The sequence below is a fragment of the Paenibacillus sp. J53TS2 genome, from assembly GCF_018403305.1.
GTDB classification, from domain to species: domain Bacteria; phylum Bacillota; class Bacilli; order Paenibacillales; family Paenibacillaceae; genus Fontibacillus; species Fontibacillus rhizolycopersici.
In genome coordinates this window covers 233936-259222 of the sequence record NZ_BOSK01000006.1, presented here as the reverse complement: position 1 = coordinate 259222, position 25287 = coordinate 233936, and the positions used below count along the sequence as shown (strand labels likewise).

25 protein-coding genes are annotated in these 25287 nt (G+C 54.4%); 6 read left to right on the top strand and 19 right to left on the bottom strand.

Annotated features, from left to right (window positions below; all coding sequences use genetic code 11):
• Position 1: 1 nt before the first annotated feature.
• Together rph and KJS42_RS15375 are read right to left on the bottom strand one after the other, a co-directional pair.
• Complete coding sequence (rph, locus tag KJS42_RS15380; RefSeq protein ID WP_155606310.1) at positions 2-763, bottom strand: ribonuclease PH; 762 nt, start codon at positions 761-763, stop codon at positions 2-4.
• A gap of 154 nt (positions 764-917) precedes the next feature.
• The gene (locus KJS42_RS15375) at positions 918-1976 is read right to left on the bottom strand and encodes a GerMN domain-containing protein (RefSeq protein WP_155606309.1); all 1059 of its coding nucleotides are present in this window, start codon (positions 1974-1976) and stop codon (positions 918-920) included.
• 150 nt (positions 1977-2126) lie between these two features.
• Here KJS42_RS15375 and KJS42_RS15370 point away from each other — a divergent pair, with 150 nt between their 5' ends.
• Positions 2127-2693 (top strand): phosphatidylglycerophosphatase A family protein, encoded by a 567-nt coding sequence (locus tag KJS42_RS15370; RefSeq protein ID WP_193418127.1) that lies wholly within the window; start codon positions 2127-2129, stop codon positions 2691-2693.
• 57 nt (positions 2694-2750) lie between these two features.
• On the opposite strand, the gene KJS42_RS15365 is transcribed toward KJS42_RS15370, so the two are convergent.
• From KJS42_RS15365 to KJS42_RS15355, 3 genes are all read right to left on the bottom strand, one after another.
• On the bottom strand, positions 2751-3749 hold the full coding sequence (locus tag KJS42_RS15365; RefSeq protein ID WP_213623349.1) for an MBL fold metallo-hydrolase: 999 nt from the start codon (positions 3747-3749) through the stop codon (positions 2751-2753).
• Positions 3746-4480 (bottom strand): class I SAM-dependent methyltransferase, encoded by a 735-nt coding sequence (locus KJS42_RS15360; protein ID WP_213623348.1) that lies wholly within the window; start codon positions 4478-4480, stop codon positions 3746-3748. The genes KJS42_RS15365 and KJS42_RS15360 overlap by 4 nt, the downstream gene beginning before the upstream one ends.
• A gap of 175 nt (positions 4481-4655) precedes the next feature.
• Positions 4656-5795, bottom strand: coding sequence for a peptidylprolyl isomerase (locus tag KJS42_RS15355; protein WP_155606306.1), 1140 nt, complete (start codon positions 5793-5795; stop codon positions 4656-4658).
• A 239-nt stretch (positions 5796-6034) separates the two neighbouring features.
• Here KJS42_RS15355 and KJS42_RS15350 point away from each other — a divergent pair, with 239 nt between their 5' ends.
• On the top strand, positions 6035-7390 hold the full coding sequence (locus tag KJS42_RS15350) for a dipeptidase (protein WP_213623347.1): 1356 nt from the start codon (positions 6035-6037) through the stop codon (positions 7388-7390).
• 318 nt (positions 7391-7708) lie between these two features.
• On the opposite strand, the gene KJS42_RS15345 is transcribed toward KJS42_RS15350, so the two are convergent.
• From KJS42_RS15345 to KJS42_RS15335, 3 genes are all read right to left on the bottom strand, one after another.
• Entirely contained in the window at positions 7709-7933 is a 225-nt protein-coding gene (locus KJS42_RS15345) for a helix-turn-helix domain-containing protein (protein WP_009225122.1), read from the bottom strand.
• 119 nt (positions 7934-8052) lie between these two features.
• Complete coding sequence (glpK, locus tag KJS42_RS15340; RefSeq protein WP_213623346.1) at positions 8053-9543, bottom strand: glycerol kinase GlpK; 1491 nt, start codon at positions 9541-9543, stop codon at positions 8053-8055.
• A gap of 161 nt (positions 9544-9704) precedes the next feature.
• Entirely contained in the window at positions 9705-10148 is a 444-nt protein-coding gene (locus KJS42_RS15335) for a MarR family winged helix-turn-helix transcriptional regulator (RefSeq protein WP_155606303.1), read from the bottom strand.
• Positions 10149-10375: 227 nt separating this feature from the next.
• Here KJS42_RS15335 and KJS42_RS15330 point away from each other — a divergent pair, with 227 nt between their 5' ends.
• From KJS42_RS15330 to nagA, 3 genes are read left to right on the top strand one after another with little or no spacing between them, the layout of a single operon-like run.
• Positions 10376-11239 (top strand): MurR/RpiR family transcriptional regulator, encoded by an 864-nt coding sequence (locus tag KJS42_RS15330; protein WP_155606302.1) that lies wholly within the window; start codon positions 10376-10378, stop codon positions 11237-11239.
• Complete coding sequence (nagB, locus tag KJS42_RS15325; protein WP_155606301.1) at positions 11239-11967, top strand: glucosamine-6-phosphate deaminase; 729 nt, start codon at positions 11239-11241, stop codon at positions 11965-11967. Before KJS42_RS15330 ends, nagB begins: the two co-directional genes overlap by 1 nt.
• The gene (nagA, locus tag KJS42_RS15320; protein WP_213623345.1) at positions 11967-13151 is read left to right on the top strand and encodes an N-acetylglucosamine-6-phosphate deacetylase; all 1185 of its coding nucleotides are present in this window, start codon (positions 11967-11969) and stop codon (positions 13149-13151) included. Before nagB ends, nagA begins: the two co-directional genes overlap by 1 nt.
• 90 nt (positions 13152-13241) lie before the next feature.
• On the opposite strand, the gene KJS42_RS15315 is transcribed toward nagA, so the two are convergent.
• Positions 13242-14372 carry a YhcN/YlaJ family sporulation lipoprotein gene (locus KJS42_RS15315; protein WP_213623344.1) on the bottom strand — a complete coding sequence of 377 codons (1131 nt, stop codon included), beginning with the start codon at positions 14370-14372 and terminating at the stop codon, positions 13242-13244.
• A 212-nt stretch (positions 14373-14584) separates the two neighbouring features.
• On the opposite strand from KJS42_RS15315, the gene KJS42_RS15310 reads away from it, so the two are divergent.
• On the top strand, positions 14585-15655 hold the full coding sequence (locus KJS42_RS15310; RefSeq protein WP_213623343.1) for a glycosyltransferase family 4 protein: 1071 nt from the start codon (positions 14585-14587) through the stop codon (positions 15653-15655).
• 72 nt (positions 15656-15727) lie between these two features.
• On the opposite strand, the gene KJS42_RS15305 is transcribed toward KJS42_RS15310, so the two are convergent.
• The 10 genes from KJS42_RS15305 to wecB form a co-directional block, all read right to left on the bottom strand.
• Positions 15728-16798: a glycosyltransferase gene (locus KJS42_RS15305; protein WP_244868505.1), complete on the bottom strand. Its 1071-nt coding sequence runs from the start codon at positions 16796-16798 to the stop codon at positions 15728-15730.
• Between the two features lie 17 nt (positions 16799-16815).
• Entirely contained in the window at positions 16816-17802 is a 987-nt protein-coding gene (locus KJS42_RS15300) for a polysaccharide biosynthesis protein (protein WP_213623342.1), read from the bottom strand.
• 45 nt (positions 17803-17847) lie between these two features.
• Positions 17848-19155, bottom strand: a complete 1308-nt coding sequence (locus KJS42_RS15295) for a nucleotide sugar dehydrogenase (protein WP_244868503.1) — start codon at positions 19153-19155, stop codon at positions 17848-17850.
• A 51-nt stretch (positions 19156-19206) separates the two neighbouring features.
• Positions 19207-20136: a glycosyltransferase gene (locus KJS42_RS15290; RefSeq protein WP_213623341.1), complete on the bottom strand. Its 930-nt coding sequence runs from the start codon at positions 20134-20136 to the stop codon at positions 19207-19209.
• A 90-nt stretch (positions 20137-20226) separates the two neighbouring features.
• A complete protein-coding gene (locus KJS42_RS15285) occupies positions 20227-20634 on the bottom strand; it encodes a hypothetical protein (protein WP_193418152.1) in 408 nt (135 codons plus the stop codon).
• 126 nt (positions 20635-20760) lie between these two features.
• Positions 20761-21471 carry a glycosyltransferase gene (locus tag KJS42_RS15280; protein ID WP_213623340.1) on the bottom strand — a complete coding sequence of 237 codons (711 nt, stop codon included), beginning with the start codon at positions 21469-21471 and terminating at the stop codon, positions 20761-20763.
• Positions 21468-22400: an NAD-dependent epimerase/dehydratase family protein gene (locus KJS42_RS15275; RefSeq protein WP_213623339.1), complete on the bottom strand. Its 933-nt coding sequence runs from the start codon at positions 22398-22400 to the stop codon at positions 21468-21470. The genes KJS42_RS15280 and KJS42_RS15275 overlap by 4 nt, the downstream gene beginning before the upstream one ends.
• Positions 22393-23223 carry an SDR family oxidoreductase gene (locus tag KJS42_RS15270; protein ID WP_155606291.1) on the bottom strand — a complete coding sequence of 277 codons (831 nt, stop codon included), beginning with the start codon at positions 23221-23223 and terminating at the stop codon, positions 22393-22395. Before KJS42_RS15270 ends, KJS42_RS15275 begins: the two co-directional genes overlap by 8 nt.
• On the bottom strand, positions 23220-24203 hold the full coding sequence (locus tag KJS42_RS15265) for a polysaccharide biosynthesis protein (RefSeq protein ID WP_155606290.1): 984 nt from the start codon (positions 24201-24203) through the stop codon (positions 23220-23222). The genes KJS42_RS15270 and KJS42_RS15265 overlap by 4 nt, the downstream gene beginning before the upstream one ends.
• The gene (wecB, locus tag KJS42_RS15260; RefSeq protein ID WP_193418158.1) at positions 24196-25287 is read right to left on the bottom strand and encodes a non-hydrolyzing UDP-N-acetylglucosamine 2-epimerase; all 1092 of its coding nucleotides are present in this window, start codon (positions 25285-25287) and stop codon (positions 24196-24198) included. The genes KJS42_RS15265 and wecB overlap by 8 nt, the downstream gene beginning before the upstream one ends.

The window sequence follows — 25287 nt, the reverse complement described above, 5'->3', positions numbered from 1 at the left end:
CTTACACCGCCGATCCGGACTGCCTGCTGCTGATCTGCAGCGCAATGGGTCCGAGCGCTTCACGCTGCTGCTCGATCATCTCCCGGATCCCTTTCTCAGCTATCGCCAGCAAGCCATCCAATTCCGAACGGGAGAACGGATTCTCCTCACCGGTTCCTTGTATCTCAACGAATTGGCCTCGCCCGGTCATGACAACGTTCATATCCACCTTGGCTTTGGAATCCTCTTCGTAGTTGAGGTCCAGCAAAGTATCTTCTCCGACGATACCCACACTGACGGATGCCAGAAAATCGGTGATCGGAAACTTCGGCAGCGCATGCTTCTGAGCAATCTTGTGCATCGCCAGCGCCATCGCCACGAAGGCTCCGGTAATCGACGTGGTCCGCGTTCCCCCGTCCGCCTGTAGCACGTCGCAGTCGATCGTGACTGAGCGTTCGCCCAGCGCCTGCAGATCAACGACCGAACGCAGCGAGCGTCCGATCAGACGCTGGATTTCCATCGTCCGGCCGCTCAGCTTGCCGCGGGCGGATTCCCGTTGGTTACGCGTTTGGGTCGCACGGGGCAGCATCGAATACTCGGCCGTTACCCAACCCTTGCCTTGGCCTTTCATAAACATCGGGACCTTCTCCTCGACGGTTGCGGTACACATCACTTTGGTATCGCCTACCTCAATGTAAACGGAACCCTCCGCGTATTTATTAATATTCACGGTTAAATTCATCGGCCGGCGATCATTCGCCTGGCGTCCGTTGCTTCTCATCATTACTGCCTCCTACGGTTTCTTGCTGTCTGTTTGCTTTCCCTATTCTACCAAAGTGTGGTCATAAAAGCACCTTTCCATTCGGCCAAAAAAAGAACCCTGCACCTCGCAGGGTTCCCTTTTATCGGCGGTTTAGCATGCCGTTAATGAGCACGGTTTACAGCGGAATTTCGTTAATCGTCTCCGGCCGCATCACCGGTTCGCTGTAGGTCTGGTTGTCCAGGCCAACAACTTCCTTTTGCCCGTTTAGCCAAATGCGTACCTTGCTGTCATCCTTGTTTTCGGTCACCGTGAGCACCAGCGATTGCAGCATTTGCGCCGGCAGCTTCTCCCCGGCTTCGAACATGTCGTCCGTCAGCGCGACGGTAACGACGCCGTCTTTCGAAACCTCGACGCTGTCGAGCTTCGTATTGTCCGTCACAACCCGCTCCAGGCCGTCGCCCTGTTGCGGCCCCTTTAGCAGCTCGCCCAGCGCCGATTTGACGGAATCGCCATCAGCCGGAACAAATCGGGTCACCGGGACGAAATATTGGACGCCATCCGGCGTGGCCGCCGAGAAGTACACGATCACCGGGCTCAGTTGAGACAGGCCGGATTCCCCTTTCAATTCGAGGTTGATGCCGAAGTTGCGGCTGAGCGGACGATCCAGCGGCGTGCCGTTCACCGGCATCTCATTCAGCTTTTCTCCTTCAACCCATAGCTGAACCTTCTCCACGTCCGGTGTTCCGGTTAACGTCCAAGTCAATGCCTCAAGGATTTTGCGCTCGTCCGCAGCTTCGTAGCCGGCAAACGCCTTGTTGAATTCGACGACGGCCAGCTTCTCGTCCTTTTTGACGGTGACCGCCTTGACCTCGCTGCCCGCCGGAAGGATCCCGCTAAATCCCGCCGGTAGCAGGCCCGCATACTTGCCGTTCTTCACGAGCATCTCCAACATCCGATTTAACTTCAGCGAAGCTTCGCCCTCGGGCAGGTGCAAGGCAACCGGTGCCAGCTTGCCATGCTCGTTCACCAAATAAACCGTGGAGAGTGCTTCCTCTTGGCTAAAGCTTGTCTGTTCAACAGCGTCAAGTCCCTTCAGCATCTGGGTTTCCATATCTGTGGGCGGAGGATCAATTTGGGCGGAGCTCCCCCCAAACAACCCGCAACCCGACAGCAACAACGGAAGCGAGATTACCCCGACGGCAGCCGTATTTCGTATTCGGCGGTTCCATTTCATTTTGCTCGTGCCTCCCTGAGTTTTTCATTTGGCTAAGGTTTGTATTACTATATATACGAGACCTGTCCCGAAAAATAACTATATTTTTCCGGGATCTGGACAAACTGCTTCATATCTTGTCATCCAATTCAACCACGAGGAGTAGAGTGTATGGGGATGGAACAACCGAAAGCCAAAACGCCTTACAGCCTGAACAGTAAGAAGGTCGCCGACGCCACCAAAGCGTGGTTGCAGAAGCGCGGCGTTACCACGGAGCAAATCGCCGAACTCGTTCTGTTTTTGCAGCAAAAATACTACCCGAACCTGACGATGGAAGAGTGCATACATAACGTGGAGCAAGTGCTGACCAAACGCGAGGTGCAAAATGCGGTATTAACCGGCATCCAGCTTGATATTTTGGCGGAGCAGGGGATGTTGATCCCCGAGCTTCAGGACATGATCGCCAATGATGAAGGTTTGTACGGGGTTGACGAAATTTTAGCCTTCTCTATCGTTAACGTATACGGCAGCATCGGCTTTACCAACTACGGCTATGTCGACAAGCTGAAGCCGGGCATCCTGGAACAGCTTAACGATAAGTCTTTGGGACCGTGCAACACGTTCCTGGACGATATCGTCGGTGCGATCGCAGCCTCTGCCAGTAGCCGTATCGCCCACCGCAAGCAAGCGGAGCGGGAAAAAGAACGCGGCGAGGAGTCACTGGATTCAGAGCGGTGATCCGCACGCGGGGAATAAAGAAGGGCGGCATCCGATGCCGCCCTTCTTTGGGATTCACTATACCAGCGCAAACCGGATGACCTCGTTTTCACTATCTCCAAGTGATTGCTCTTCAGCTCGCCCTTGCCGAACCAGCTCCACCAGATGCGCCAGCGTCTCCGACATCGCGAATCGCATTTGGTGAATGCCGAGCTCTGTGCCAAACAAGGTAGAACAAACATCGAAGGCCGTCTGCGGCCGCTCCCGCAGCAAGCCTTCGATGCGCAGAAGCCGTTCCTCATGATGTTGAAGCAACAGCCGAACGCGCTCCGCGAAATAATCGAACGGATTGCGGTGTCCCGGATAAGCGGTCACGACCTCATATGCGCTCAGTTTCACGAGTGAATCCAGGAACGACTGCAGCGGCTGTGGATCGCTGCCGGGCAGGAAGCTGACGTTAGGGGAGATTTGCGGCAGCACCGCATCCCCGCAGAACATCAGCTTATGCCCGGCATCGTAAAACGACAGATGCCCCGGGGCATGTCCGGCCGTTTCAATCGGCAGCCAGGCTCGTCCACCCATCCAGATCGGTTCTCCTTCTCGGAGGAACGTCACCTCAGGAGCCGGGGTCACTTGGGCAATAAAGCCGTTCAAATGCCCTGGCAGCTGATCACACCACATTTCCGGCATCCCGTGCCGGCGGAACAATTCGGGTAGCGCCTCGTGCATTCGGCTGTCCTGTCCCCACATCAGTCGCGTCTCCTCATAAGCCCGCGGGGACATATGGATAACCGCCCCGGTAACCTCCTGCAAATATCCCGCCAAACCGTAATGGTCGGGATGATGATGGGTTAGAACGATCTGGGTGATGTCGCGGAGCGTGATTCCGAGCTCCTGCCAGGCGGCCCGCCATTCGCCTATCGTTTCGTCCGTCCGCGGCCCCGGGTCGATGATCGTAATCCCCTCCTCCCCCCGCAGCACGTAACTGTTTACCCGTCGAAGGGGAGGAGCCATGGAGATGGGAACGCGGGCGACGACCTCCCGCTCCCAAAGCTGAATTTCCGGCAGCAACGTCATTGGCGCACCCCCACTAGGATCATGCGCCGTGACGTTTCCGGATCGTAGATCTCTTCGTCATAATTTCCATGAACATTTTGCAAGTGCAATCCAGCCTCCCTCAGCATACGCCGAAAATCATCCAACCCGTATAGCTTAATCCGCTCTATGTAATGTCTCGGTTCCCCGCCGGGGGAGGTAATGACGATATCCTTGATGACATACCCGTCTTCAATCCGACGAAGTTCCACGATCCGCTGTCCCTCATCCTCCCGTTCCGAATACGGAACAAGATGGGTCGTTGTATAAGCAGGATTCAGGAAATCGAGGAGAAAACGGCCGCCCGGCCTCAGCACGCGTGCTGCTTCTCGCAACACCTTGATCTGCTCTACATCCTCCCTAAAGTATCCGAACGAAGTAAACAAGTTCACCACCGCGTCAAACTCTCCGTGTTCCAGTGGCAACCGGCGCATGTCGGCCTTGTGCCAAGTCACCTGGCCCCGGGTGTCGAAGCGTTTCGCCTCACGTAACAGCACCTCAGACAGATCTGCGCCGGTGACCCTGTATCCGGCTTCGGCCAACGCTAACGAATGGCGTCCCATGCCGCAGCATAAATCCAGCACCTTCGCTCCAGGTGCCAGGCGCAGCCAGCCGACCATCCTCTCCACTTCCTGTTTGGCCCCCTGCGCATCGCGGTGTTTGTACACCAGCAGATAGTCATCACCGAAACTTCGCTCATACCAATCCGTCATTTACCCCTGCCTCCAAACCATCCATCCCGATCGGATACGTCATGAACCCATGCTTTTATCCTCATTGTACTGCCAGACTCCTGGAAACACAAAGCCATTGGGGGATCGTGTCGGCAATACAAAAAACCGCCGAAGCATAGTGCTCCGGCGGTACCACGCGTGCTCCGACGCCTTCTTACTCGGCAGCGGCTGCATCCGTTAATGTATTGGTGATTTTCGCCTTGCCCCGCACATCCTCCAGCCACGTACCAGACAAACTGGATACTTGTTGGGAGACGAGACCTTTACGAATCTCTTCCTTCTTCTCCTCTAGAGTCGCCGTCTTAGCTTCCTTCTTGTCGGTCACTTTGATGACTTGGTAACCTTCGGTCGTCTTCACAGGCTCGCTGACTTCCCCTTTCGCCAGCTTAAAGGCTGCCGTTTCCACCGCTTCTTCCTTCTCGCCGCGAGCAAAGAAATTGGTGTCGCCACCTTGCTCTTTCGTTGCCGTGTCAAGCGATTTGCTCTTGGCCAGCTCCGCGAAGTCTGCGCCTTCATTCAACTGCTTCACGATATCCTTCGCTTCTTGCTCGGTAGCTACCAAAATAACAGAGGCCCGAACTTGCTCCGGCGTATTGAAGGACTCCTTGTAGGTTTCGAACGTTTCCTTGATTTGATCGTCGGTTACCTTGATTTGCGGTTCCAGCAGCTTAGTCATCTTGAGTTCCATCACAACCTGCTTGCGCAAGTCATCCAAGCTCATGCCGTACTGCACCAAAGCTTGATTCAAGGCATCCTCCGAGCCGAACTGGGTTTTGTAGCTTTCGATTTCGGCGTCGATGTCGGCGTCCGTGACCGTAATATTCTTCTTGGCAGCCTCTTGGTTCACGAGCTCCTGGTTAATGAGGTTCGTCAGGGCCTGTTCCCCGCCGCTGGCAGCCAATTCGTCATAAAGTCGATCCTTCGTAATTTCCACCCCGTTGACCGTAGCCACGGCCTCCGCTTTGGTTGAGGCAAACGGTGGTTTTATCAACACAACGATCAGCAAGACGGCTAGGATCAGCGACACGATCGGCCATACCTTGCTGCCGGATTTGGATGTTTGGACCGCTGCGGCCTCAGGCTCCCCGTATTGGGAGACCATCACCGGCGTCGAATCCTCGTCGGCTTCGGCGATAAAATCTGCGTCGTCTGCCGGATCATATTCCGCTTCCTTCGGCTCGTCCGCTGCGACGTCTGCCGGTTCAGCTTGTCCACCCGGTGTCTGCGTCTCCTCCTCAGCGGCTCCGGCTTCGCCCCCGGTTACCTCCAGCTCTTTTTTGTCCTTTTCGTCCATATGTCTTTGCGACTCCCTTCTTCTGAAGCATTCTTTTTTATTCAGCGTACTTTCTTGACTTTACCAGAAATTATCCGGCCTTACCTTAAATATTCCTAAAAAAAGCTTGGCTGTTTTTAAGATGAATTTAAGGTAGCTCCAGAAACCTAGACGATCAGCGTGAACCCCGTCATTCGTGTTCTCGGCAAAAAAGGTGTAGAATATACGGGTAAAACTAGTTCGGGAGGAACGAATCGACGATGGATTATCAAGCATACTTTTCTACGAACCGCGAACAACATTTGAAGGAACTTGGCGACTTGCTTCGGATTCCCAGCATCTCCGCTTTGTCCGAACACAAAGGCGATGTGCTGAAGGCGGCTGAATGGATCGCCGAGGCACTGCGTCAGGCCGGCATGGAAGCGGTGGAGGTCCATCCAACCGCCGGACACCCCGTCGTTTATGCAGAGCATTTGCATGCTCCGGGCAAACCGACCGTTTTGGTGTACGGACACTATGACGTCCAGCCGGTGGACCCGCTGAATCTGTGGGAAACGCCGCCTTTCGAGCCGTCTATCCGGAACGGCAAGCTTTACGCTCGCGGGGCGACAGACGACAAAGGCCAAGTGTTTATGCATATCAAGGCGATAGAAGCAATTTTAAAACAGGAGAACGAGCTTCCAGTCAACATCAAATTCTGTATCGAAGGGGAAGAGGAAGTCACGAGTCCAAACCTGCCCTCCTTCCTGGAAAACAATCAGGAGAAGCTGGCCGCCGACGTAATCCTGATCTCCGATACGGCCCTGATGGCACCGGGCAAACCGGCCATCTGCATTGGTCTCCGCGGCTTATGTGCGATGGAGGTCTCGGTGTTCACCGCGAACACCGATCTCCACTCCGGAACGTTTGGCGGCGGTGTGCCTAACGCACTGCACGCACTCGTGGCGTTGCTCGCCTCCCTACACGATGATCAGGGACGGGTAACGGTCGAGGGTTTCTACGAAGGCGTTCACGAATTGTCCACGTTGGAGCGCGAGGAATTCGTCAAACAGCAATTTGATGAGGAGAAGCTGAAGCATGACCTCGGCTTGAACGAGCTTTACGGCGAAGCCGGTTACTCTTTCGTCGAACGGACGGGTGCCCGGCCGACGCTGGAACTCAATGGGGTCTACGGCGGATTTCAAGGAGAAGGGACCAAGACGGTCTTGCCGAAGGAAGCTCACGCCAAAATCACCTGCCGCCTCGTCGACGACCAGGACCCGCAGGCCACGATCGACCGTATTGAGCGTCATCTAAACAAACACCTGCAGCCGGGGGCGACGCTGAAGGTCAGAGCAACCGAGAAAGCCCGGGCCTTTACGTGCAATCCGGAAGATCCGATGCTGCAAAAAGCGGCCGATGCCTACCAATCCGTTTACGGCACGCGGGCGTTGTTCACCAAGGACGGCGGTTCGATTCCGATCGTCGAGACCTTGTCCCGCGTCCTTTCGGCTCCGGCTGTAATGATGGGCTTTGGGCTGCCAGACGAGAACCTGCACGCGCCTAACGAGCATTTCAACTTGGAGAACTTCGACAAAGGGTTGCTCACGATCGTTCATTACTTGAAATCGCTGTAAGGCATAGGACAGCAAAAACCTCCGACACCCTACTAAGGGAGCTCGGAGGTTTTCGTTTTTTCGCCATCATTGGGTGATACGAATTAATCTGAGGATTCGAATTAACGCAAGCCGTTCATGCCTTTTTCTCAAAATCAATAAGCCAAGACGATGGTATTCCGTATTCAGCTCTTCCACTACTCTGTTCTTCATTCCGATTCTTTCATCAAAACGGGATAACAAGTAGATATTCGCCTGAAAATACAAAAAAACCTCCTCTCTCCCCCTTACGGGATGAAAAAGAAGGCTTGCGGCTTTCTACGCACGCGTAGTCTACCGTCAGATTTTCAGCTCCCCAAGCTTGATCAGCTCGACAACCGCCTGCGCGCGACCTTTGACATTCAACTTTTGCATGACGTTAGAAATGTGGTTACGGACGGTTTTCTCACTGATGAATAGTTGCCCGGCAATGTCGCGCGTCGTTTTATCCTGCACGAGAAGTTCAAAGACCTCCCGTTCACGATGAGTTAACAGAAATTTGCTGTTACGATCGCTGCTCTTCAAAATGCGTCACCCCTCCTTGCTCGGGTTTTGTGGTTTTAACAAGGTTCAGGGATACAGTCAACACATCTTATGAAAGAACAGGGGCAATGGTGCGGTACCATTTAGAATTGGGCGGTCTGTTATTTAAAGGCCATCGCGGCATGAACCGCTTTCAGCCAGCCTTGATAGAGGACTTCCCGAGTAGGCTGCGACATGGCCGGTTCAAACCGGCGATCTAGCCGTTTGCACTGCGAAATTTCATCCAAATGACTCCAGTAGCCTACCGCCAGCCCCGCCAAAAAGGCCGCCCCCAACGCCGTCGTTTCGCCAATCGCTGGACGTTCTACGGGCACCCCGAGAATATCGCTCTGGAACTGCATCAGGAATCCGTTCGAGACGGCCCCTCCGTCCACCTGCATGGACCGTACGGCATACCCGGAGTCCTGCTCCATCGCGCTAAGGACATCTTTCGTCTGGTAAGCCAACGCCTCAAGCGTCGCTCGAATGAAGTGCTCCTTCTTTGTTCCTCGCGTCAGGCCAAATACGGCCCCGCGTACATCGCTGTCCCAGTAAGGGCTTCCGAGGCCAACGAATGCAGGAACAACATAGACGCCTTCCGTTGAGGCGACGCGCGAGGCGTATACCTCACTGTCCTTCGCATCCCGGAATAGACGCAGCCCATCGCGCAGCCACTGGATCGCCGAACCGGACACAAAAATGCTGCCCTCCAGCGCATATTCCACTTTTCCGTTTAATCCCCAAGCCAACGAGGTGATCAACCCATGCTCGGATACGACTGGGGTACTCCCCGTATTCATGAGCATGAAACAGCCGGTTCCGTAGGTCGTCTTGACCATTCCCGGTTGGAAGCAAGCCTGCCCGAACAAAGCGGCTTGCTGGTCCCCCGCCGCTCCTGCGATCGGTACCTCTTCCCCGAAGAAATGATAGGGAATGGTCGTACCGTACACCTCGGAGGAGGACTTGACTTCAGGCAGCATCGCCTTTGGTATATCGAGCAGCGCCAGCAACTCGTCATCCCAGGTCAGCTCGTGGATGTTATACATCAGCGTCCGAGATGCGTTGGAGTAATCCGTCACATGCAGGCGTCCGCCGGACAGCTTCCAGATCAACCACGTATCAATGGTGCCGAACAGCAATTCTCCGTTTGCCGCCCGTTCCCGTGAGCCTTCAACATGGTCGAGGATCCACTTGACCTTGGTGCCAGAAAAATACGGATCCAGTAGCAGGCCGGTCTTTGCCCGGAACAGGGCGTCATGTCCCGCTTCGCGCAGCTCCTCACAGATGGAGGCCGTTTGCCGGGATTGCCAGACGATCGCCGGATAAATCGGGTTGCCGCTCTCTTTCTCCCAAACGACCGTGGTCTCCCGCTGGTTCGTAATGCCAATACCGGCGATTTGCCTCGGCTTGATGCCGGATTCCGATAGGCAGGAGGCGATGACCGATAGGATAGATCCCCAGATTTCGTTCGGATTTTGCTCTACCCAGCCAGGTTCGGGAAAATACTGCGGAAACTCCCGCTGCGCCGAGTAGACGATGTCCCCCTGCCGGTTGAACAGGATTGCCCGCGAACTTGTCGTGCCTTGATCCAAAGCCAAGATATACTTCTCCATCGATTTCCCCCGTTTCAGTTGGTGAAGTAACGCTTACATTTCTACTCCTATCATAACCCGGCAAGCCTCGGGTGCGCTATCGGCATCGGCTTCTCAATAAAGGAACGGAATGAAACAAAGAACCACGGGGATACCCCGTGGTTCTTTCCCGCCCGCCAACCTTACGGCTTGTAACTCTTGGAGAGCTTCTCCAGAATCGTGATCATCATTTCCAATTCCTGCTGGCTTAGCACGGATAAATGCGTTTTCAACACTTCCCGCGATTTCTTCCGAGCTTCCCCAAGCACCTCAGCCCCGCGCTCAGTGACCGACAGCAGCACAGCCCTCCGGTCCTGCTCGTCGTGTCGCCGCTCCACGTAACCGCTTTGGACAAGCCGGTCGATCATCACCGTGATCGCGCTGGGCTTAACCTCAAGCTTGTCCGCCAAATAGCTGACATTACACGTTTTCTTCCGAGCAATCAGCGTCAGCATATGAAATTGAGGGCCGGTCAGGCCAAGCTCATGGTGATGCATTAATTCGGTTTTCATTTTGCGAAACGAATTGGACCACACCGAGTCGATCCGATCTATGTAATTGTCGAGATCAAAGGACAACCAAACCATTCCTCTCTCCGGAAAATAACCCTATTTTTTAGTTTATTATGCAACCCCCGAAAATACAAGGAATCTGTCGTCATTTGACGGGTTACCCTACTTGAAAAAGCTCTAGAATTCCTTTATGATGAAACCGTAAATCAAAATAATTTTCACAGTTTACACAGAGTTTATAAAAATAATTTTCGCTTTGAACGAATTCCATTGCCGCACTTCCATAAGGGAGGATCCAATCTATGACACCCATATTGCATGCCGTATCCAGCCATCTGGAAACGTTGCCGGCTCAGGAGCGCAAGCTCGGCGAATACATTTTGGAAGCGCCTGCCTCCGTCGTTCATCAGGGGATCACGGAGCTGGCGAACGCGTGTGGAATCAGCCCTTCAACGGTGACCAGGTTCTGCAAAACCTTTCACTTTAAAGGATTCCCCGATTTCAAAATGAAGCTGGCCTCCGAGCTGGCCCATAAGCCCGCGGAGAACCACTACCAAGACATCATCGCCGGCAACGACCTGCAAAAAATCGTCGAAGCGATGGAAGCCAATCATGTGGCCTCCATTACCGACACCACTCGGCTGCTGGATATGAATCAGCTTTCCCGCGCCGTAGAGGCGTTATGCCACGCGAAACGCATCGATCTGTACGGCGTCGCAACCTCCTCCATCGTCGCTCAGGACTTCTATCAGAAGCTGGTTCGAATCGGCAAGAACTGCACGGCCTTCGCCGATTCCCATATGCAGATCACCTCGGCTTCCTCGCTAAGCGAAGGAGACGTGGCGCTGGCGGTCTCTTATTCGGGGGAAACGCCGGAAACCATCGACGCGCTTCGATGCGCCAAGGATAGCGGCGCGACCACGCTGTCACTCACGCAGTACAGCAACAACTCTCTCGCTTCGCTGGCGGATATCTCTTTATTCTCGTCATCGCTGGAGGAAGGCATGCGCCGGGGGGATATGGCCTCCCGGATCGCACAGCTGCACGTCATCGATATTTTGTTTACAGGCATGGTCAGCCTCGAGTTTCAAGACTTCATTCCGAAGCTGGAAACCTCGTACCAGAATGTTCAAATTTACCGTAAAATCCAAGGAGGGCAACACTAATGTTGAATATTATCAAAACAAACAGCGAACAGCAGTTCAATGAAACCGGGGCAGGCATCATCGCCAGTCTCTTGCAATCCAACCCACGGGCGATCCTAGGCCTTGCTACGGGCAGTACGCCGGTCGGGGTGTACGAGAAGCTGATAGAGCTTTATAAGGAAGGCAGCGTGAGCTTCAAACAAGCCAGCAGCTATAATTTGGATGAATATATCGGATTGCCGGCGGGCCATCCGGAGAGCTATCGTCGCTTCATGGACGAGAAGCTGTTTAACCATATCGATATTTTGTCCGAAAATACGCATGTGCCATCCGGTGCTGCAGCGGACCCCGAGCAAGCTGCCAAAGATTATACGAAGCTGCTGGACGAAGTTGGCCAAATCGATTTGCAGTTGCTAGGACTCGGCCATAATGGGCATATCGGCTTCAATGAGCCGGGCGAAGAACTTACAGGGCCGCCGCATGTCGTGAAGCTGGAAGAACGCACGCGCCTCGCGAACGCACGCTTTTTCTCATCCATCGATGAGGTGCCAACGCATGCGTTGACGATGGGGATCGGCTCGATCCTTCAGGCCAAACAAATCCTATTGATGGCCAAAGGCGAAGACAAGGCGGAGGTTATCGCTAAAGCGTTGAAAGGTCCGATCACGACCCAATGTCCGGCGTCGCTGCTGCAAACCCACTCCAACGTCGTTGTGGTCGTCGACCAAGCCGCAGGGAGATATCTGTAATGAGCGGAAACGATCGAACTTTCAACCTCGTTCATGCCGAAGTCGTTACCCCGCGCGGAACGTTCCGAGACGGCGCCGTTGCGGTTGAAGATGGCGTAATTACTTACGTCGGCACGACCGCCGGATTACCGAACCCTGCCGAGGCCGAGACCATCGATGCGGGAGGCAGCTACGTGCTGCCCGGCTTTATCGATGTGCATGTGCATGGCGGAATGCTGGAGGATTTCTCGAAACCCAGCAAGCAAGGTCTCGATGCCATCACTAAGCTCCATTGCAGCCAGGGTACCACCTCGATGCTGGCTACCACAATGACTCTCCCCAAAGCGATGATCGACAACGTGCTGGCGGAAGTCCATCAATATATCACCGGAAGGATGCCTTATGCCCAGTTGGTTGGCGTCCACTTGGAAGGACCGTTCATTAGTCCGAAATGGCCGGGAGCGCAAAATCCCGAGCACATTGTCCCGCCTAACCGGGAATGGGTTGAGGCCTGGGACCGGCAATATCCGGGATTGATCAAGCAAGTGACGTTCGCGCCCGAACGAGAAGGGGCTCATGAGCTGATCCGCTTTTTGCGGAAGCAGGGAATCGTCGCCGCGGCAGGCCATACCGATGCCACCTACGAGGAAATCATCGCCGCTTACGAAATGGGCTTAAACCACTCCGTTCATATGTTTAACGCCATGACCCCGCTGCATCATCGTAAACCGGGCACTGCGGGCGCGATCCTTAGCACGCCTGGAATCAGCGCGGAAATTATCGCCGACGGCATCCACGTTCATCATGCGGCGATCCGGCTACTGGCCAGCGTAAAAACCGGCAGCAACCTGATCCTCATCACCGACGCGATGTCGGCAGCGGGGCTTGGCAACGGGGATTACATGCTGGGCGATTTGCCGGTTGTCGTCAAGGATAATGTCTGCACGTTGCGTGACAGCGAGGGGACGTTGGCTGGCAGTACGCTGACGATGATCCGAGGCTTCCGCCATCTCGTACGTGAGGTCGGATTATCGGTGGAGCGTGCGTCGGAAGCCGCCAGCGGCAATCCAGCGAAGCTGATTCGCATCGACCACCTAACCGGTTCAGTAGAAACCGGCAAGCAAGCCGACTTGTTGCTGGTTGACCGGGATTTGGATTTGCAGCGGGTTTGGGTCAAAGGGCATTCTTTCCGCGAACACGAATAAGGTGACGATCTCATCAAAAGATAAAGCGCGAGCAGCAGGGACTTAACATCATCCCGCTTCTCGCGCTTTTATCCTTCTTATGAACTGCCCTTAGCGGGTCGTTCCACCAGTAAAGCCGGCATTCGTGCCTCGTGCACCAGTACCGGTCGTGCCCATGTTATTTACCCCGTTGCCCATGCCGGCGTTAGGACCTGTCGGCGCATAGCCGTTCGGGCCGGTCATCGTTCCCGTGCGTCCGGGAAAGACACGATTGATCATCGTTTCGAAATCGCTAATGAAATTGTTCAGCGTTCCGCCGCCTCGGGATTGCGTCCCGTAATCTCCAATGCGGGAGACAAAGTCGGCGTCTCCGGACACATAGACATTGCGGATGTGCGGTGCCGATTGCTTAATGGCAGCCGTTATCCGATTCTTTACATCTTGGGATACGTTATCCGTACCGGCACCCAAGGCTCCATTTCCTGTCGTAAACCCGGTAGGGGTGTTGTTCATCGTCCCCCTATTTGTACTGGTTCCATAAGCCGATGTCCCCGTCCCGCGGTTTACGCTGGACATTCCCATGCTGCCCCCAGGATACATCGATCCGAAGCGGTTTCCTGTCGTTCCGGTACCCAGCATGGAGCCGTTCCCACTGCGGTAACCGGTCGTTCCGTTGCCTAGCATGGAGCTGTTATCGCTGCGGTTGTCATACCCCGCCCCGAACAAACCGCCCCGTCCAAGATCAAAGAGGCTGCCCCCGGTACCTGTACGGCCAGTGCCGCGTGCCAATCCGTTATCCGCTGCACCGCGAGTTCCGTAGTCCGCGCCGTAAGGTCCGCCCACATTGGTCGTCCCGAGACCGATTCCGTTCGGACGCTGCATGCCGTAAGCAGTGGTGCGTCCTGTCGTATGATTGCCGTGGAGCGTGACGCCGACATAAGCATCACGGTCGGTAACAACGACATGTGCCGTTTGAACATCGCGAAGCTGCGCGACTTTATTGCTCAGCGCGGGGCTATAGCGCAGGGAACGGATGCGCTGATCCTGGCCGTTGCCGGCGCTGCGGGAGAACAGGCGATTACCCTGGTTCAGGGAATTGACGTCATAGTTACGGTTATTGCCCCGCAAGCTTTGCGTGCGCACATTATTGTTGTCTTTACCGTCTCCACAACCCGCCACCAAAGCAACCCCGGCCAGCAATGCTGCGGACAACGATAAGTTAACGACTTTCGCTCCTCGCATGTAGTCATCCTCCATCCGTAATAATTGATGTATGAAACAGGACTTATCATGCGCCAAATCCCGTAGTCGTCATACAGGTAAACATAACCGAGCGACCCACCTAACGCCTGCCAGAAGGCGGGCGGTATCCAGGTAAATCAACCCACACGTCCGATTCGGACAGCGCGTAAACTAATCGTAAGACGCTCAATAACTTCAAGGGGTGCTAGCCCATGAAAGTGCTGTTTACGTTCTATGTTCCGAGCGGAGGGGTTGAGACCCTAAATCGCTTGCGCTGTATCGCGCTGAAGAGTCGGGACATTGAAGGACATATTATGTATTTACGCCCCGGATCCGGTCTTGTGAATACGCAGTTGGCGAACATTCCCGTTATGGTGGCGCCAGGGGATGTCGAACTGATTCAACGGTTACCCCAATATGATGCGGTAGTGGCTACTTCGGATTTCTGGATGCCGGGAAGGCTGCGCCGACTTGGATTTAAGAAACCAATTGTTTATGAAATTCAGGGTTTGGGAACCCGGGATGATGCAGAGAAGACACTGCGAGAAGGGACGCAAGAAATTCTTCGCCATTGCCAGGCTTCACTGATGCCGCCGACGCCCCATCTGATGGAGCTCGCTTCCTCCTATTACCCGTCGCTGCCCAGGTTCGTGTTCCCGAATCCGCTGGATACGCAGCACTTCCATTACAAGGCCCAGTCCAAATATCCGGTGCCGATCATTGCGTGGGTTGGAAGGCTAGAGCCCAACAAAAATTGGGGGTTATTCTTAGAAATCGCCGCCGCGCTGCATCGTCAGCGTCCCAAGATGGAAATATGGATGTTTCTCGATTATCAACTACCGACCGAGGACACCAAAAACGCCTTTTGGCAACATGTCAGTCGGCTTGGACTTCAATCCATCATAAAGCTATACCCGAATACACCCAACCGGGAGATGGCTTATTATTTATCGCGGGTTGGGGATTCCGGGGGGCTCTTGATCTCCACATCCACCTTGGAGGGCTTTGGCTATGCCGTCGCCGAGGCATTGGCCTGCCGCTGCCCCGTTCTTACTACCGATTCCGACGGGGTTCGTCTTTTTATTAAGCATAATCAAACGGGCAAGTTCTTCGCTTATCCGCAAGTAGGCCAAGCGGTTACCGGTGCTTTGGAGCTAATGGACAATTCCGCAGTGCGGGAGAAGATCCGCAGCTCAGGACAACGGCATATTCACCAGTGGTTGTCGCCGCAGCAATATGCCGATTCGTTCCGTCAAATGCTGAAGCGTTTAGGGGTGCAATAAGAAAAAGCCAAAGAACCTCCAGATCGCTGGAGGTTCTTTGCTTGGCAAATTTTTTTAGCAAAATGACATATACTATTGGAGAGATGCCGTGTCTATAGCCAACTTCAGCTTCTTCTCGTTATCGAGAAGCCCGGGGTCGTCCGGCAAATAGCGAAGCGCCTCCCGGTTATGCTCATAAGCCTTGCCCAAGTGGCCAAGCCGCGCATAGCACAGGCATAGCCGGCTATGGGGCAGCCATGTCCGGGAAGCCGCATGCACGATGGCCGTCCAGTTGCTACCATTTGCGTTCTGCAGCGCCTGAACATACCAATACACGGCCAGGGTCCACTCCTGACGGTCTTCCATACATTTGCCTATGGCACAGCAAATTTCCGGTTGCGGAATTTCAAATCGGAAGGTTTGAAACAGCATCTCCAGCTTCTCCCGTTCGTGGCCCAAATGGCCATAACAATCGCTTAAACGAGCGTAGGCCAAAACCAGGTCATCCCGATTCGCCTTCGGGTCGAGGAGGAACTCCGCAAAATGCGGCACCGCCTCCTCATAACGTCCCGCCTCGGCTAACTCACATGCCAAATGAAAGCGCAAGCGCCCTTCCAGCATGCCGCCGGAAGCCAAATAGTGTTCAATGATCTGTAGATTCCGTCCGGAATGGCTCTCGACACCGCGATGGGTGACGGCGATATCCGTCAACAGCTGTTTCCCTTCGGTGACCTCAAGATATTCGTGCACGACACCGATCCAACGGTAGTTTCGGCTTCGCTTGACCAACCGGTTGCGGCGCGTTGAAGCCAAGGGCTCCCCGGTCTTCTCCTGCTCGCGAAGCACGTATTTCATCAGAACCGCATCGATATCGGAGGCCAACTCTTGCTTCAATTGAAGGAACTTGATGCGGTTTGGCTCGGTGATGACGTCGTCGGCGTCCAACCAAAGAATATAATCGCAGGACGCCAGCGAGAAGGCGTAATTCCGCGCAGCCGCGAAGTCATCCTGCCAGACGAACTCAAAAATTCTCGCTCCATAATCTGCGGCTACCTCCTGGGTACGGTCGCTGGATCCCGTATCCACAATGACGATTTCATCCACCAAATCGGCAACGGAGGTTAAGCAGACGGGAAGACGAGCCTCTTCATCTTTGACAATCATACATAAGCTGATGGTAATCAGTTGAGAAACCCTCCCTCCTTCAGTAACTCGGCAACATCAGCTTTATTGAGTAAGAAATCATTGGAATGGTATTCCGAGAACTGAGCGGGTGAGAAGGCCGAATAATGGGTGGCCAGCTCCTTGGAGCCGGGAGGAAGGATGACGTAATATTGACCGCTATATTTCAACGTATAAGGAGCCTCGTAGCGGGAGACCAGCACCTCATGCAGCTTCTCCCCGGGCCGAATCCCTATTTCCTTAACGGGAACGTGATGCCCACGATAATGCTCAGCCAGCACCTCCGCAATATCGATGATGCGGCATGCCTTCATTTTCATGACGAAGGTTTCGCCCCCGATCGCCGTCGTGGCCGCTTTGAGTAGCAGGTCGATCGCTTGGGCTAAGGTCAGAAAGAACCGAGTCATCTCCCGAACTGTAAGGGTCAAGTCTTTCCCTTCCCGCAGTTGGTTGATGAACAACGGGACGACGCTGCCGTTCGTTCCAAGTACATTTCCCCCACGAATACAAGTAAACCGGGTATGTTCGCTTAAATCGTTTGCGCGGATCATCAGTTTTTCTCCGATCGCTTTCGTCATCCCGTACGTATTCGTCGGATCAACCGCTTTGTCGGTGGATACGTCTATTACTTTGGCCACTTTGTGCGCGATACTCGCTCGAATGATGTTTTCAGATCCAAGCACATTGGTCTTGAGCGCTTCCTCCGGCTGAAATTCGCAAACCGGCACATGTTTAAGCGCCGCAAGATGGAAGACATAGTCGACCCCTTTGCAGGCCGCATCCACCGCAGCGTAGTCGCGTACATCACCGATGAGGTACCGCACGGAGGCATGCCCGCCAAATTCCCGCTGCATCAAAACCTGCGCATATTCGTTTCTCGAGAAAATGCGGATCTCCCGCGGCCCCTCCTGCAGCAGCCTCCTCGTCAACGTTTTCCCCCAAGATCCAGTTCCCCCGGTAATCAAAATCGTCTTGTCTCTAAACATCCTTCTACCTTCCTTTCGTGACTATATTCGCCCGTGAATTTCCGTTTAAGAATCGGCTTTTTTTTCTCTGAAACCCGACTTTCCGCCCCCCAGCGTAACAACCCGCGCTTTACCTTGAATGCCGGCGGCCGCGTTTCGCGTATCGAACACGAATGGCGCGTGCTCCATAACCTCCTTCAGCGGTAAACCATGGTGATGAACCGCCAGAACCACGCCATCTGAGGAAGCCAAACGCTCCTCCTCCAACTCCACCGAATGTAGCTTAACGCCGTCGATCTCTACCTCCGATATCAGCGGGTCGTGATAATCGATCTTTGCCCCTGCGGCCATCAGCAGTCGGATCAATTCGATCACGCTCGACTCGCGGATATCGGCGACATCTTCTTTAAACGTAATGCCAACCACTAAAATCCGCTTTCCGAAAAGAGTAATACTGTTCAATTCCTCCTGTAGCCGGGAAACGATGTACGCCGGCATGTCGCGGTTAATCCGCGCGCTGATCTCGATAAACGAGCTGGTCGCCCCCATCTGCCGCGCTTTCCATTGCAGGTAAATCGGATCTACCGGGATGCAATGTCCACCGACGCCGGGACCGGGATAAAACGGCTTAAATCCAAACGGCTTGGATGAGGCCGCCTCCACCACTTCCCAAACGTTGATTCCCAGCTGATCACAGAGCAAAGCGAACTCATTAATAAATGAAATATTGACGAAGCGGAAGGTGTTTTCCAGCAGTTTGGCCATTTCAGCCGTTTCCGTCGAGGAAACCCGTACGATGGTTTGAAAAGCCGCGCGATAGAGTTCCTCCATCCGATCCGTGCAAGCGTCGGTGATGCCGCTGACGATTTTGGGGATATCCCGCAGCGAATAGCGGCGACTTCCGGGATTAACCCGTTCCGGTGAAAACCCGACAAAAAAATCCGTTCCCGAGTTTAAACCGTTTTTTTGCAGAAGAGGTAAGATCACTTCCCGGGTAGTTCCGGGGTAAGTAGAACTTTCCAACGCGACCAACTGCCCGGGCTGCAGATGCTCCCCGATTTTTTCCGCGGCATCGATCAGATAGGTCATGTCCGGGACATGCTGATCCGTCAATGGGGTCGGCACGCAAATAATGATGGCTTCTGCGCTTGCGATCCCGCCGAAGTCCGAAGTTACCGTCAATTGCTGAGCATCGGCATATCGTTTGATCTTCACATCGGGAACGTCCGCGATGTAACTGCGTCCCGCTCGCAATAGCCGTAATTTCTCTTCGTCCTTGTCAAGGCCGATGACGCGAAAGCCCTGGTCCAGGAACGTTTCTGCCAGGGGCAGGCCGACATAGCCCATGCCTACGATGGCGATGATACGTGACAATATCCATCTCCCCTTTCGCTTGTTGTTGGGTTATAGGTCGATCCCGGAAATTCAGCCGACGATCGAACCTATCATTTCGAGAAGCTGCAGGGTACGGACGGAGGTCGTATGTTTCTCCCTGACGAACTCATAACCTTGCCGGCTGATCTTGGCCCGCAGCGATTCGTTGTTCGGATGCAGATAGAAGTGAAGCTTAGCCAGGAAATCCCTTTCCGTCACAGCCGCATAATGAACGCCAGATCTGAAGCCAAGGGCCTGCAAATCGGCGTTGTCGGAAGCTAGCAGCAGTGTGTTGCAAGCGGGGACCTCAAAATACTTGCGCAGCGGATAATGGTAAATCGAATCACAGGTCAGGAAGATCTTGGTTCGGTTCACTTCAAGCGCAAAGCCGCGCGCTACGTGCGCCTGAGCGTCGGAGCCGAAATCCGTGTACCCGGGGTGATTGTGGGATACAAAGCCGGGATGCCCAGACAAGGCCATCTTCATCTTATGGCGAAGCGGGTATACCTTAGGGTTGGTTGCCCCCATGAGCAAAACATTGATGTTTTTTCGACGTTGGTAATCCCTGAACACGGTCGGCTCCACAAAGTGGGGGAGCCAAAACAGACGACCCTTGAACTCGGGAAACCGCTGCCGGAACGCTTGCCTATACATCGCAAAGATATTCGCGGACGGAAACCGATGTAAGAACTCCCGACGTTGCTCAGGCCTAGCGTGCAGATCATGCATGATCATGCCCCAGGGCACCTTCAACTGGGCAAGCCCATTTACGGGCGGGCAGTAGGATGCATGGAACATGTCGTTAAACAGAATAAAATCGGGTTGAAAGGGAGTCCGCCGGAGAATCGAACGTACCTCCCCGCCTCTATAATCCAATGCCAAATCGGCATGTTTTCTTAGTTCCAATTGCATGTAATGAATATTCCGCTCCAGATAATGACTGAAATCCTTCGTTACAAACAAGATTTTTAGACGCTTCATCCCTTCAAGTCCTTTTCTGTCAGAGGTCGACGATTTCATTTAGCAGAAAACCTGCCCGGGACACCCCGAGGCAGGTTTTCTGGGCATAACCTAGCCCTGTTCGGCAATGCCAGTAAATGATTCTGGGCCGTTACGGATAGCTGTTGTAGCCCCGGAAATATAGGACGTATAGATCGTTTCGGGAGCAGCAGGAGCTTGCAAATCGGCAGCTACGAAGGACGTAACCTCCGTCGACGTAGCACTATTGACGACACCGTCGAGGGTAAAAATGACATTGGCCGGAGCAAACGTCAAGCCGCGGACGATTTCGATCGTAAACGTATCGCCGACTCCTCCCAATATCCCAACGGATCCGGACAGAATGACGATCGGATTCGGTACGTTTTGCGTCTGCAGGCCGATAACCCCGAACAAAGCGGGAGTATCTGTGAGCGGAGTCCCAGGGAACCCAGGTTGGTTGGAGTTTACGGAGCTTCTGGCATCAAGAAAGACACCCATCTCTTAATCACCACCTTCTTGTAATCTAGTACAGGTTATGATCGGAGCTCCGTTTTGGTATAGACAACTTGATCAAGATAACCGCTTATTTTGTCTCTCTTCCCAATCAGGGGTTCACCTCATTCGTCAAGAAGTAGCGATGAGATGAGTCAGGGCACCGCGGTAGCGGTTCTGTAGGAAGGCAATTTCCGCCGTGATCGCCGCTTGATGGCGCAGCGTTCCCATCCCCGAATGGCGCCGGTAATTCACTAACGGTACGTTTAAATAAGGAAAAGCGGCGCGGGACAGCAACACCCGGTGCCACAAATCGTAATCATGAGTATACGGCAGGGCCTCATCAAACAAACCGACGCGCTCGATCAGGCTGCGGCGAATCATCACGGTACAGCCGTTCACGGGATTGCCGCTGTATAACGTGTTCGCCAGCTCCCGCATCCCCAGATGCTGCATGCCGGCATTGTATTGGGTGATTCGGCCGTATTCGTCGATATAATGGAAGTTGGTGTGGGAAATTTCAGCGCCTTGCTCCCGCATGAAATTCAACTGTACCGCAACTTTCTCTGGCGAGAACAGATCGTCCGAGCTGAGCCAAGCGATATACTCTCCGGAAGCATGGCGGATTCCGTGGTTTAAGGCGGAGGCGGTCCCCCCGTTGGCTTTTCCCAGATAATAAATATGCCCCCGGTACGGAGCGAGCCGCTCGGCATGCACAGTCGAACCGTCATCAACGACGATAATCTCCGTATGCGGGTGCGTTTGGTTCAGCGCGCTTTGCACGGCCTGTTCAATATACGGACAGTTATAGAACGGAATAATGATACTTACACGTGGATTCATGACGAAGCGGTTCCCTCCTTGCGAAAATAGTCCAGTACATCCTGCAGGGATTGTTCCCAGGCCAAACTTGAGCGCCACCCTAAAGCCTGAAGCGCTTCGGGAAGGAGCGGCCCAGTGCTAACAAGGGGTTCTCCTCCTGACGGGCGACCCATCATTAATTTCAAATCCGCAACTTCCGTCAGCTGCGAGAAATCCTCCGCCAGCTCAGCCAAACTCCTCTCTTGCCCCGAGCAAACCGGGTATACCTCGCCAACCTCACCTTTGCGAAGCAGGATCTCGTAGGCATCCACCGCGTCGCGCACATCAAGGAAGTCACGCCGAGCCTCCGCCGACGACAAGAGGAAAGGGGGAGGGGCTTCCCCTCGCTCTAACCCGACGATATGCCGGGCAAGCAGAGAGCAGACGCCCGTGGACGGTCCGGCTCCGATCAAGTTGCCCGGTTCGGCGATCATGACGCTGAGACGGTACAGCTTTCCCCAGGCCAGAGCTGCGGCTTCTTGTAACGATTTGCTCAATCCGTAAGGGTGTGTTGGGTGAAGCGGTCTCTCTAGTCCGAATTTGAGGCGTGATCCGACAACGAGAATGCGGGTATCCTCCAGTCCGAAAGCCAGCAGGCCATCGAGCAGGTACAGGGTTGTCATGACATTAGTTTCTATATAAAGAAGCGGTTCGGACCAGGAGTCTGGGACCGAGTTCTTGCCGCCCAGGTGCAGCACGAACTGCGGCCGGGTCCGATCGATGACGCGTTTGACTCCCACTTTGTCCGTCAAATCGCAGATGACGTACTCGACACCTTCGATTGCAGGCAGTCCGGCTTCGCTTCTCACTAAAGCGAAGACGTTGTATCCCTTGGCGGCAAGACGGCGGCTGGCGTGGCGGCCGGTAAACCCGCCAGCCCCCGTGACCAGAACCGCCGCCCCGTCACCCATGCCGTCTCATCCAGTCGGCCATTTCCTCCAACATCTGCCGGAATGGAGGGAGAGGGGCCGCCGCCTCCGGACGGGTGTTCACCAGCGTTCGATCGAGGGCGGGACCGTCGTCCGGTTCGATCTCAAGATCGGTTTTTCCCCAGATCTCTTGAAACAGATGAAGCATCTCGTATTTGCTGACAACCTCCGGATGTGCCAGATGGATCAAGCCGGACACCGGACGATCCAGCAGCCACTCGATCGTCTTAGCCAACTGTACCGTGGTCACGCCGTTCCATTTGACCCGGCGATATCCGGATACCTTGCCTTCCTGACTCATAAACCACTGAAACAATCCGATGCCCTGACGGCGAATTTCAGGTCCAATAATCGAGGTGCGGATCGTCAAGTGTCCTTCGTCTTGCACCTCCCCGAGCGCTTTGGTCACGGCATACGTCGTAACGCCATCGGGTTGATCCTCCTCCCGATATCCGCCGCGGTCGCCGCGAAAGACGCAGTCCGTACTGATATGAATCAGACGCGCGCCTGTTTTATCCGCCAAATGCCGCAATCGGTGGGGAAGGAATCCATTAATATGGTAGGCCATGATTTTGTCTTGGTCGGCAAACTGGTTCAGCACCCCGACCGCGTTAATAATGACGTCTGGACGAACCAACTGAACCGCCTGATCAACGGCAACGATATCACCGGCATCCAAGATCAAGGAGCCTGGGTCCCCGGGATCACGCGAGGTATAGAACACCTGGTGACCCCCCTGTTCTCGGAAATGCCGTACCAGGACATGACCCGCCATTCCGTGGCCCCCGAGGATCAGCATTTTCATGAAAGGAATCCTCCTTTACTCAGCATGCTGCGGATCTCTTCCTTACTCATCAGCCCATGCTCCGAGCTCAGCTCGCCGAAAGGGACAAGCGGCAAATGACCGTACCGTTCCTTCAAGCCCGCGATGTCCAACGCCGGTAAAATCACTAGATACTCCTTGTCGTACACCACGGTCGTCCGGCTCTCGTATTCGCTGAGCAGCAGCTCATGAATCCGCTCTCCGGGCCGAATCCCCGACTCAACGATCGATATGTCCGCTTCTCCCGAATCCTCGATCAGCACCTCCGCCAGCTCCACGATCCGACAGGTCGGCATCAGCATGACGAAGATTTCACCGCCTTCGCTTTCCTGAGAAGCCTTAAACAGAAGCTGGATCGCCTCCGGCATCGTCAGGAAAAACCGAGTCATTTCCATATCGGTGATCCGAACCTTCTTCTCGCGGATTTGCTGCTTAAACAGATGGATCACGCTGCCGTTCGTGCCCAGCACATTGCCGCCCCGGATGCACACAAACCGGGTCTCCTCCTGAAGCAGATTGGCATAAACGATCAGCTTTTCGCCGATGGCTTTGGTCATACCGTAAAAGTTGGACGGATTGGAGGCTTTGTCGGTGGAGATGTAGAGGACTTTCTTGACTTTGTTTTCGATGGCGGCTTCGATGACGTTTTGCGTGCCGACCACATTCGTTTTCAGCGCTTCGCCCGGTTGCTCTTCGCAAATGGGCACATGCTTCAAGGCAGCCAGATGGTAGATGATGTCCACGTTTCGGCAAGCCGCCGTCAGCGCCTCCTTATCGCGGATATCTCCAATGCGAAACGTAAGCCGCTCATCGTCAAAAGCGCGGCTCATAGCGACCTGAGCTGCCTCCCCCCTGGAATATACGATGATCTCCTTCGGCTCCTGAGGGAGGATCTGGCGGATCAACTCATATCCCCAGGACCCTGTCCCCCCGGTGACCAGAATTACTTGATCTTTAAACATTCAATTTCCCTCCAAGCACGAATTTGACCACTTTTTGCGAAACCTTCTCCTCCAGATAGCCCTCGGGACAAGGCCACGAACGCTCCATCCCCGCCATCATCTCCGCCGCTTCAGCGATGCTGCGGGCGTCCACGCCGGAAACGACGTTACTGCCGCAATCTACCGTTTCCGGCCGCTCCGTGGTTCGGCGAATCGTTACCGTAGGCACCTGCATGATACAGCATTCCTCCTGTACGGTACCGCTGTCGGTTAACGCGCATAACGCATGCTTTTCCAGCTTCACGAAATCGAAAAACCCAAACGGCTCATAAAATTCCACCAAAGGATGCATTTCCAGCTTCAAATCGCGTTCGATCCGTGATCTCGTGCGGGGATGAATGCTGCATACCAACCGTTTGGACGAGGCGGCTGCCACCCGGTTCAACCCCTCCATAATGGCGTGCAGGGAAGCCGGGCGATCGACATTCTCGGCGCGGTGGGCTGTGACGAGATAATACTCTCCTTCCTGAAGCCCCAAGCGTTGCAGGATGTCACTCGCTTCGATCTGCGGCTCGTAATGCTTCATCACCTCATAAATCGGATTGCCGGTCAGTACGATGCGATTGCTCGGAACGCCCTCAGCGATCAGATGAGCTTTACTTTGCGGGGTATATGGCATGTTGATGGTCGACACCGCATCGATGACTTTCCGATTCTTCTCCTCGGGGACCTCCAGGTCAAAGCAGCGGTTACCCGCTTCCATGTGGATCGCCGGGTAGCCCAGCCGCTCGGCCAGAACCGCACATAGTGCACTGTTCGTATCTCCCAGCAGCAGCACGCGATCCGGTCGTTCAGCATCTAAGATTCGCTCCATCTGGGCAAACATAGCCGATAGCTGGCTGCCCAGCGTCGTTTGATGATCTTGAAAGATATAGTCCGGTTGTCTCAAACCAAGCTCTTGGAAAAAAACATCGCTGAGACTGGCCGTAAAATTCTGCCCCGTGTGCACCAGCACGTGGTTGTCGGCCCACCGGTCCAGCAGCGGGATGATCCGGCTAAGCCGGATGATCTCCGGCCGGGTTCCTAAAATGGTCATGATCTTCAC

What these genes read in the sequence shown, in the direction of transcription:
- glpK (WP_213623346.1), bottom strand. Translation starts at nt 9,543, where the DNA reads ATGGAGAAGTATATCTTGGCTTTGGATCAAGGCACGACAAGTTCGCGG.
- KJS42_RS15330 (WP_155606302.1), top strand. Translation starts at nt 10,376, where the DNA reads ATGACACCCATATTGCATGCCGTATCCAGCCATCTGGAAACGTTGCCG.
- KJS42_RS15315 (WP_213623344.1), bottom strand. Translation starts at nt 14,372, where the DNA reads ATGCGAGGAGCGAAAGTCGTTAACTTATCGTTGTCCGCAGCATTGCTG.
- rph (WP_155606310.1), bottom strand. Translation starts at nt 763, where the DNA reads ATGATGAGAAGCAACGGACGCCAGGCGAATGATCGCCGGCCGATGAAT.
- KJS42_RS15290 (WP_213623341.1), bottom strand. Translation starts at nt 20,136, where the DNA reads ATGAAGCGTCTAAAAATCTTGTTTGTAACGAAGGATTTCAGTCATTAT.
- KJS42_RS15300 (WP_213623342.1), bottom strand. Translation starts at nt 17,802, where the DNA reads ATGTTTAGAGACAAGACGATTTTGATTACCGGGGGAACTGGATCTTGG.
- KJS42_RS15350 (WP_213623347.1), top strand. Translation starts at nt 6,035, where the DNA reads ATGGATTATCAAGCATACTTTTCTACGAACCGCGAACAACATTTGAAG.
- KJS42_RS15335 (WP_155606303.1), bottom strand. Translation starts at nt 10,148, where the DNA reads ATGGTTTGGTTGTCCTTTGATCTCGACAATTACATAGATCGGATCGAC.
- KJS42_RS15280 (WP_213623340.1), bottom strand. Translation starts at nt 21,471, where the DNA reads ATGAATCCACGTGTAAGTATCATTATTCCGTTCTATAACTGTCCGTAT.
- KJS42_RS15365 (WP_213623349.1), bottom strand. Translation starts at nt 3,749, where the DNA reads ATGACGTTGCTGCCGGAAATTCAGCTTTGGGAGCGGGAGGTCGTCGCC.
- KJS42_RS15270 (WP_155606291.1), bottom strand. Translation starts at nt 23,223, where the DNA reads ATGAAAATGCTGATCCTCGGGGGCCACGGAATGGCGGGTCATGTCCTG.
- nagB (WP_155606301.1), top strand. Translation starts at nt 11,239, where the DNA reads ATGTTGAATATTATCAAAACAAACAGCGAACAGCAGTTCAATGAAACC.
- KJS42_RS15370 (WP_193418127.1), top strand. Translation starts at nt 2,127, where the DNA reads ATGGGGATGGAACAACCGAAAGCCAAAACGCCTTACAGCCTGAACAGT.
- KJS42_RS15375 (WP_155606309.1), bottom strand. Translation starts at nt 1,976, where the DNA reads ATGAAATGGAACCGCCGAATACGAAATACGGCTGCCGTCGGGGTAATC.
- nagA (WP_213623345.1), top strand. Translation starts at nt 11,967, where the DNA reads ATGAGCGGAAACGATCGAACTTTCAACCTCGTTCATGCCGAAGTCGTT.
- KJS42_RS15305 (WP_244868505.1), bottom strand. Translation starts at nt 16,798, where the DNA reads ATGATTGTCAAAGATGAAGAGGCTCGTCTTCCCGTCTGCTTAACCTCC.
- KJS42_RS15285 (WP_193418152.1), bottom strand. Translation starts at nt 20,634, where the DNA reads ATGGGTGTCTTTCTTGATGCCAGAAGCTCCGTAAACTCCAACCAACCT.
- KJS42_RS15310 (WP_213623343.1), top strand. Translation starts at nt 14,585, where the DNA reads ATGAAAGTGCTGTTTACGTTCTATGTTCCGAGCGGAGGGGTTGAGACC.
- KJS42_RS15265 (WP_155606290.1), bottom strand. Translation starts at nt 24,203, where the DNA reads ATGTTTAAAGATCAAGTAATTCTGGTCACCGGGGGGACAGGGTCCTGG.
- KJS42_RS15355 (WP_155606306.1), bottom strand. Translation starts at nt 5,795, where the DNA reads ATGGACGAAAAGGACAAAAAAGAGCTGGAGGTAACCGGGGGCGAAGCC.
- KJS42_RS15275 (WP_213623339.1), bottom strand. Translation starts at nt 22,400, where the DNA reads ATGGGTGACGGGGCGGCGGTTCTGGTCACGGGGGCTGGCGGGTTTACC.
- KJS42_RS15360 (WP_213623348.1), bottom strand. Translation starts at nt 4,480, where the DNA reads ATGACGGATTGGTATGAGCGAAGTTTCGGTGATGACTATCTGCTGGTG.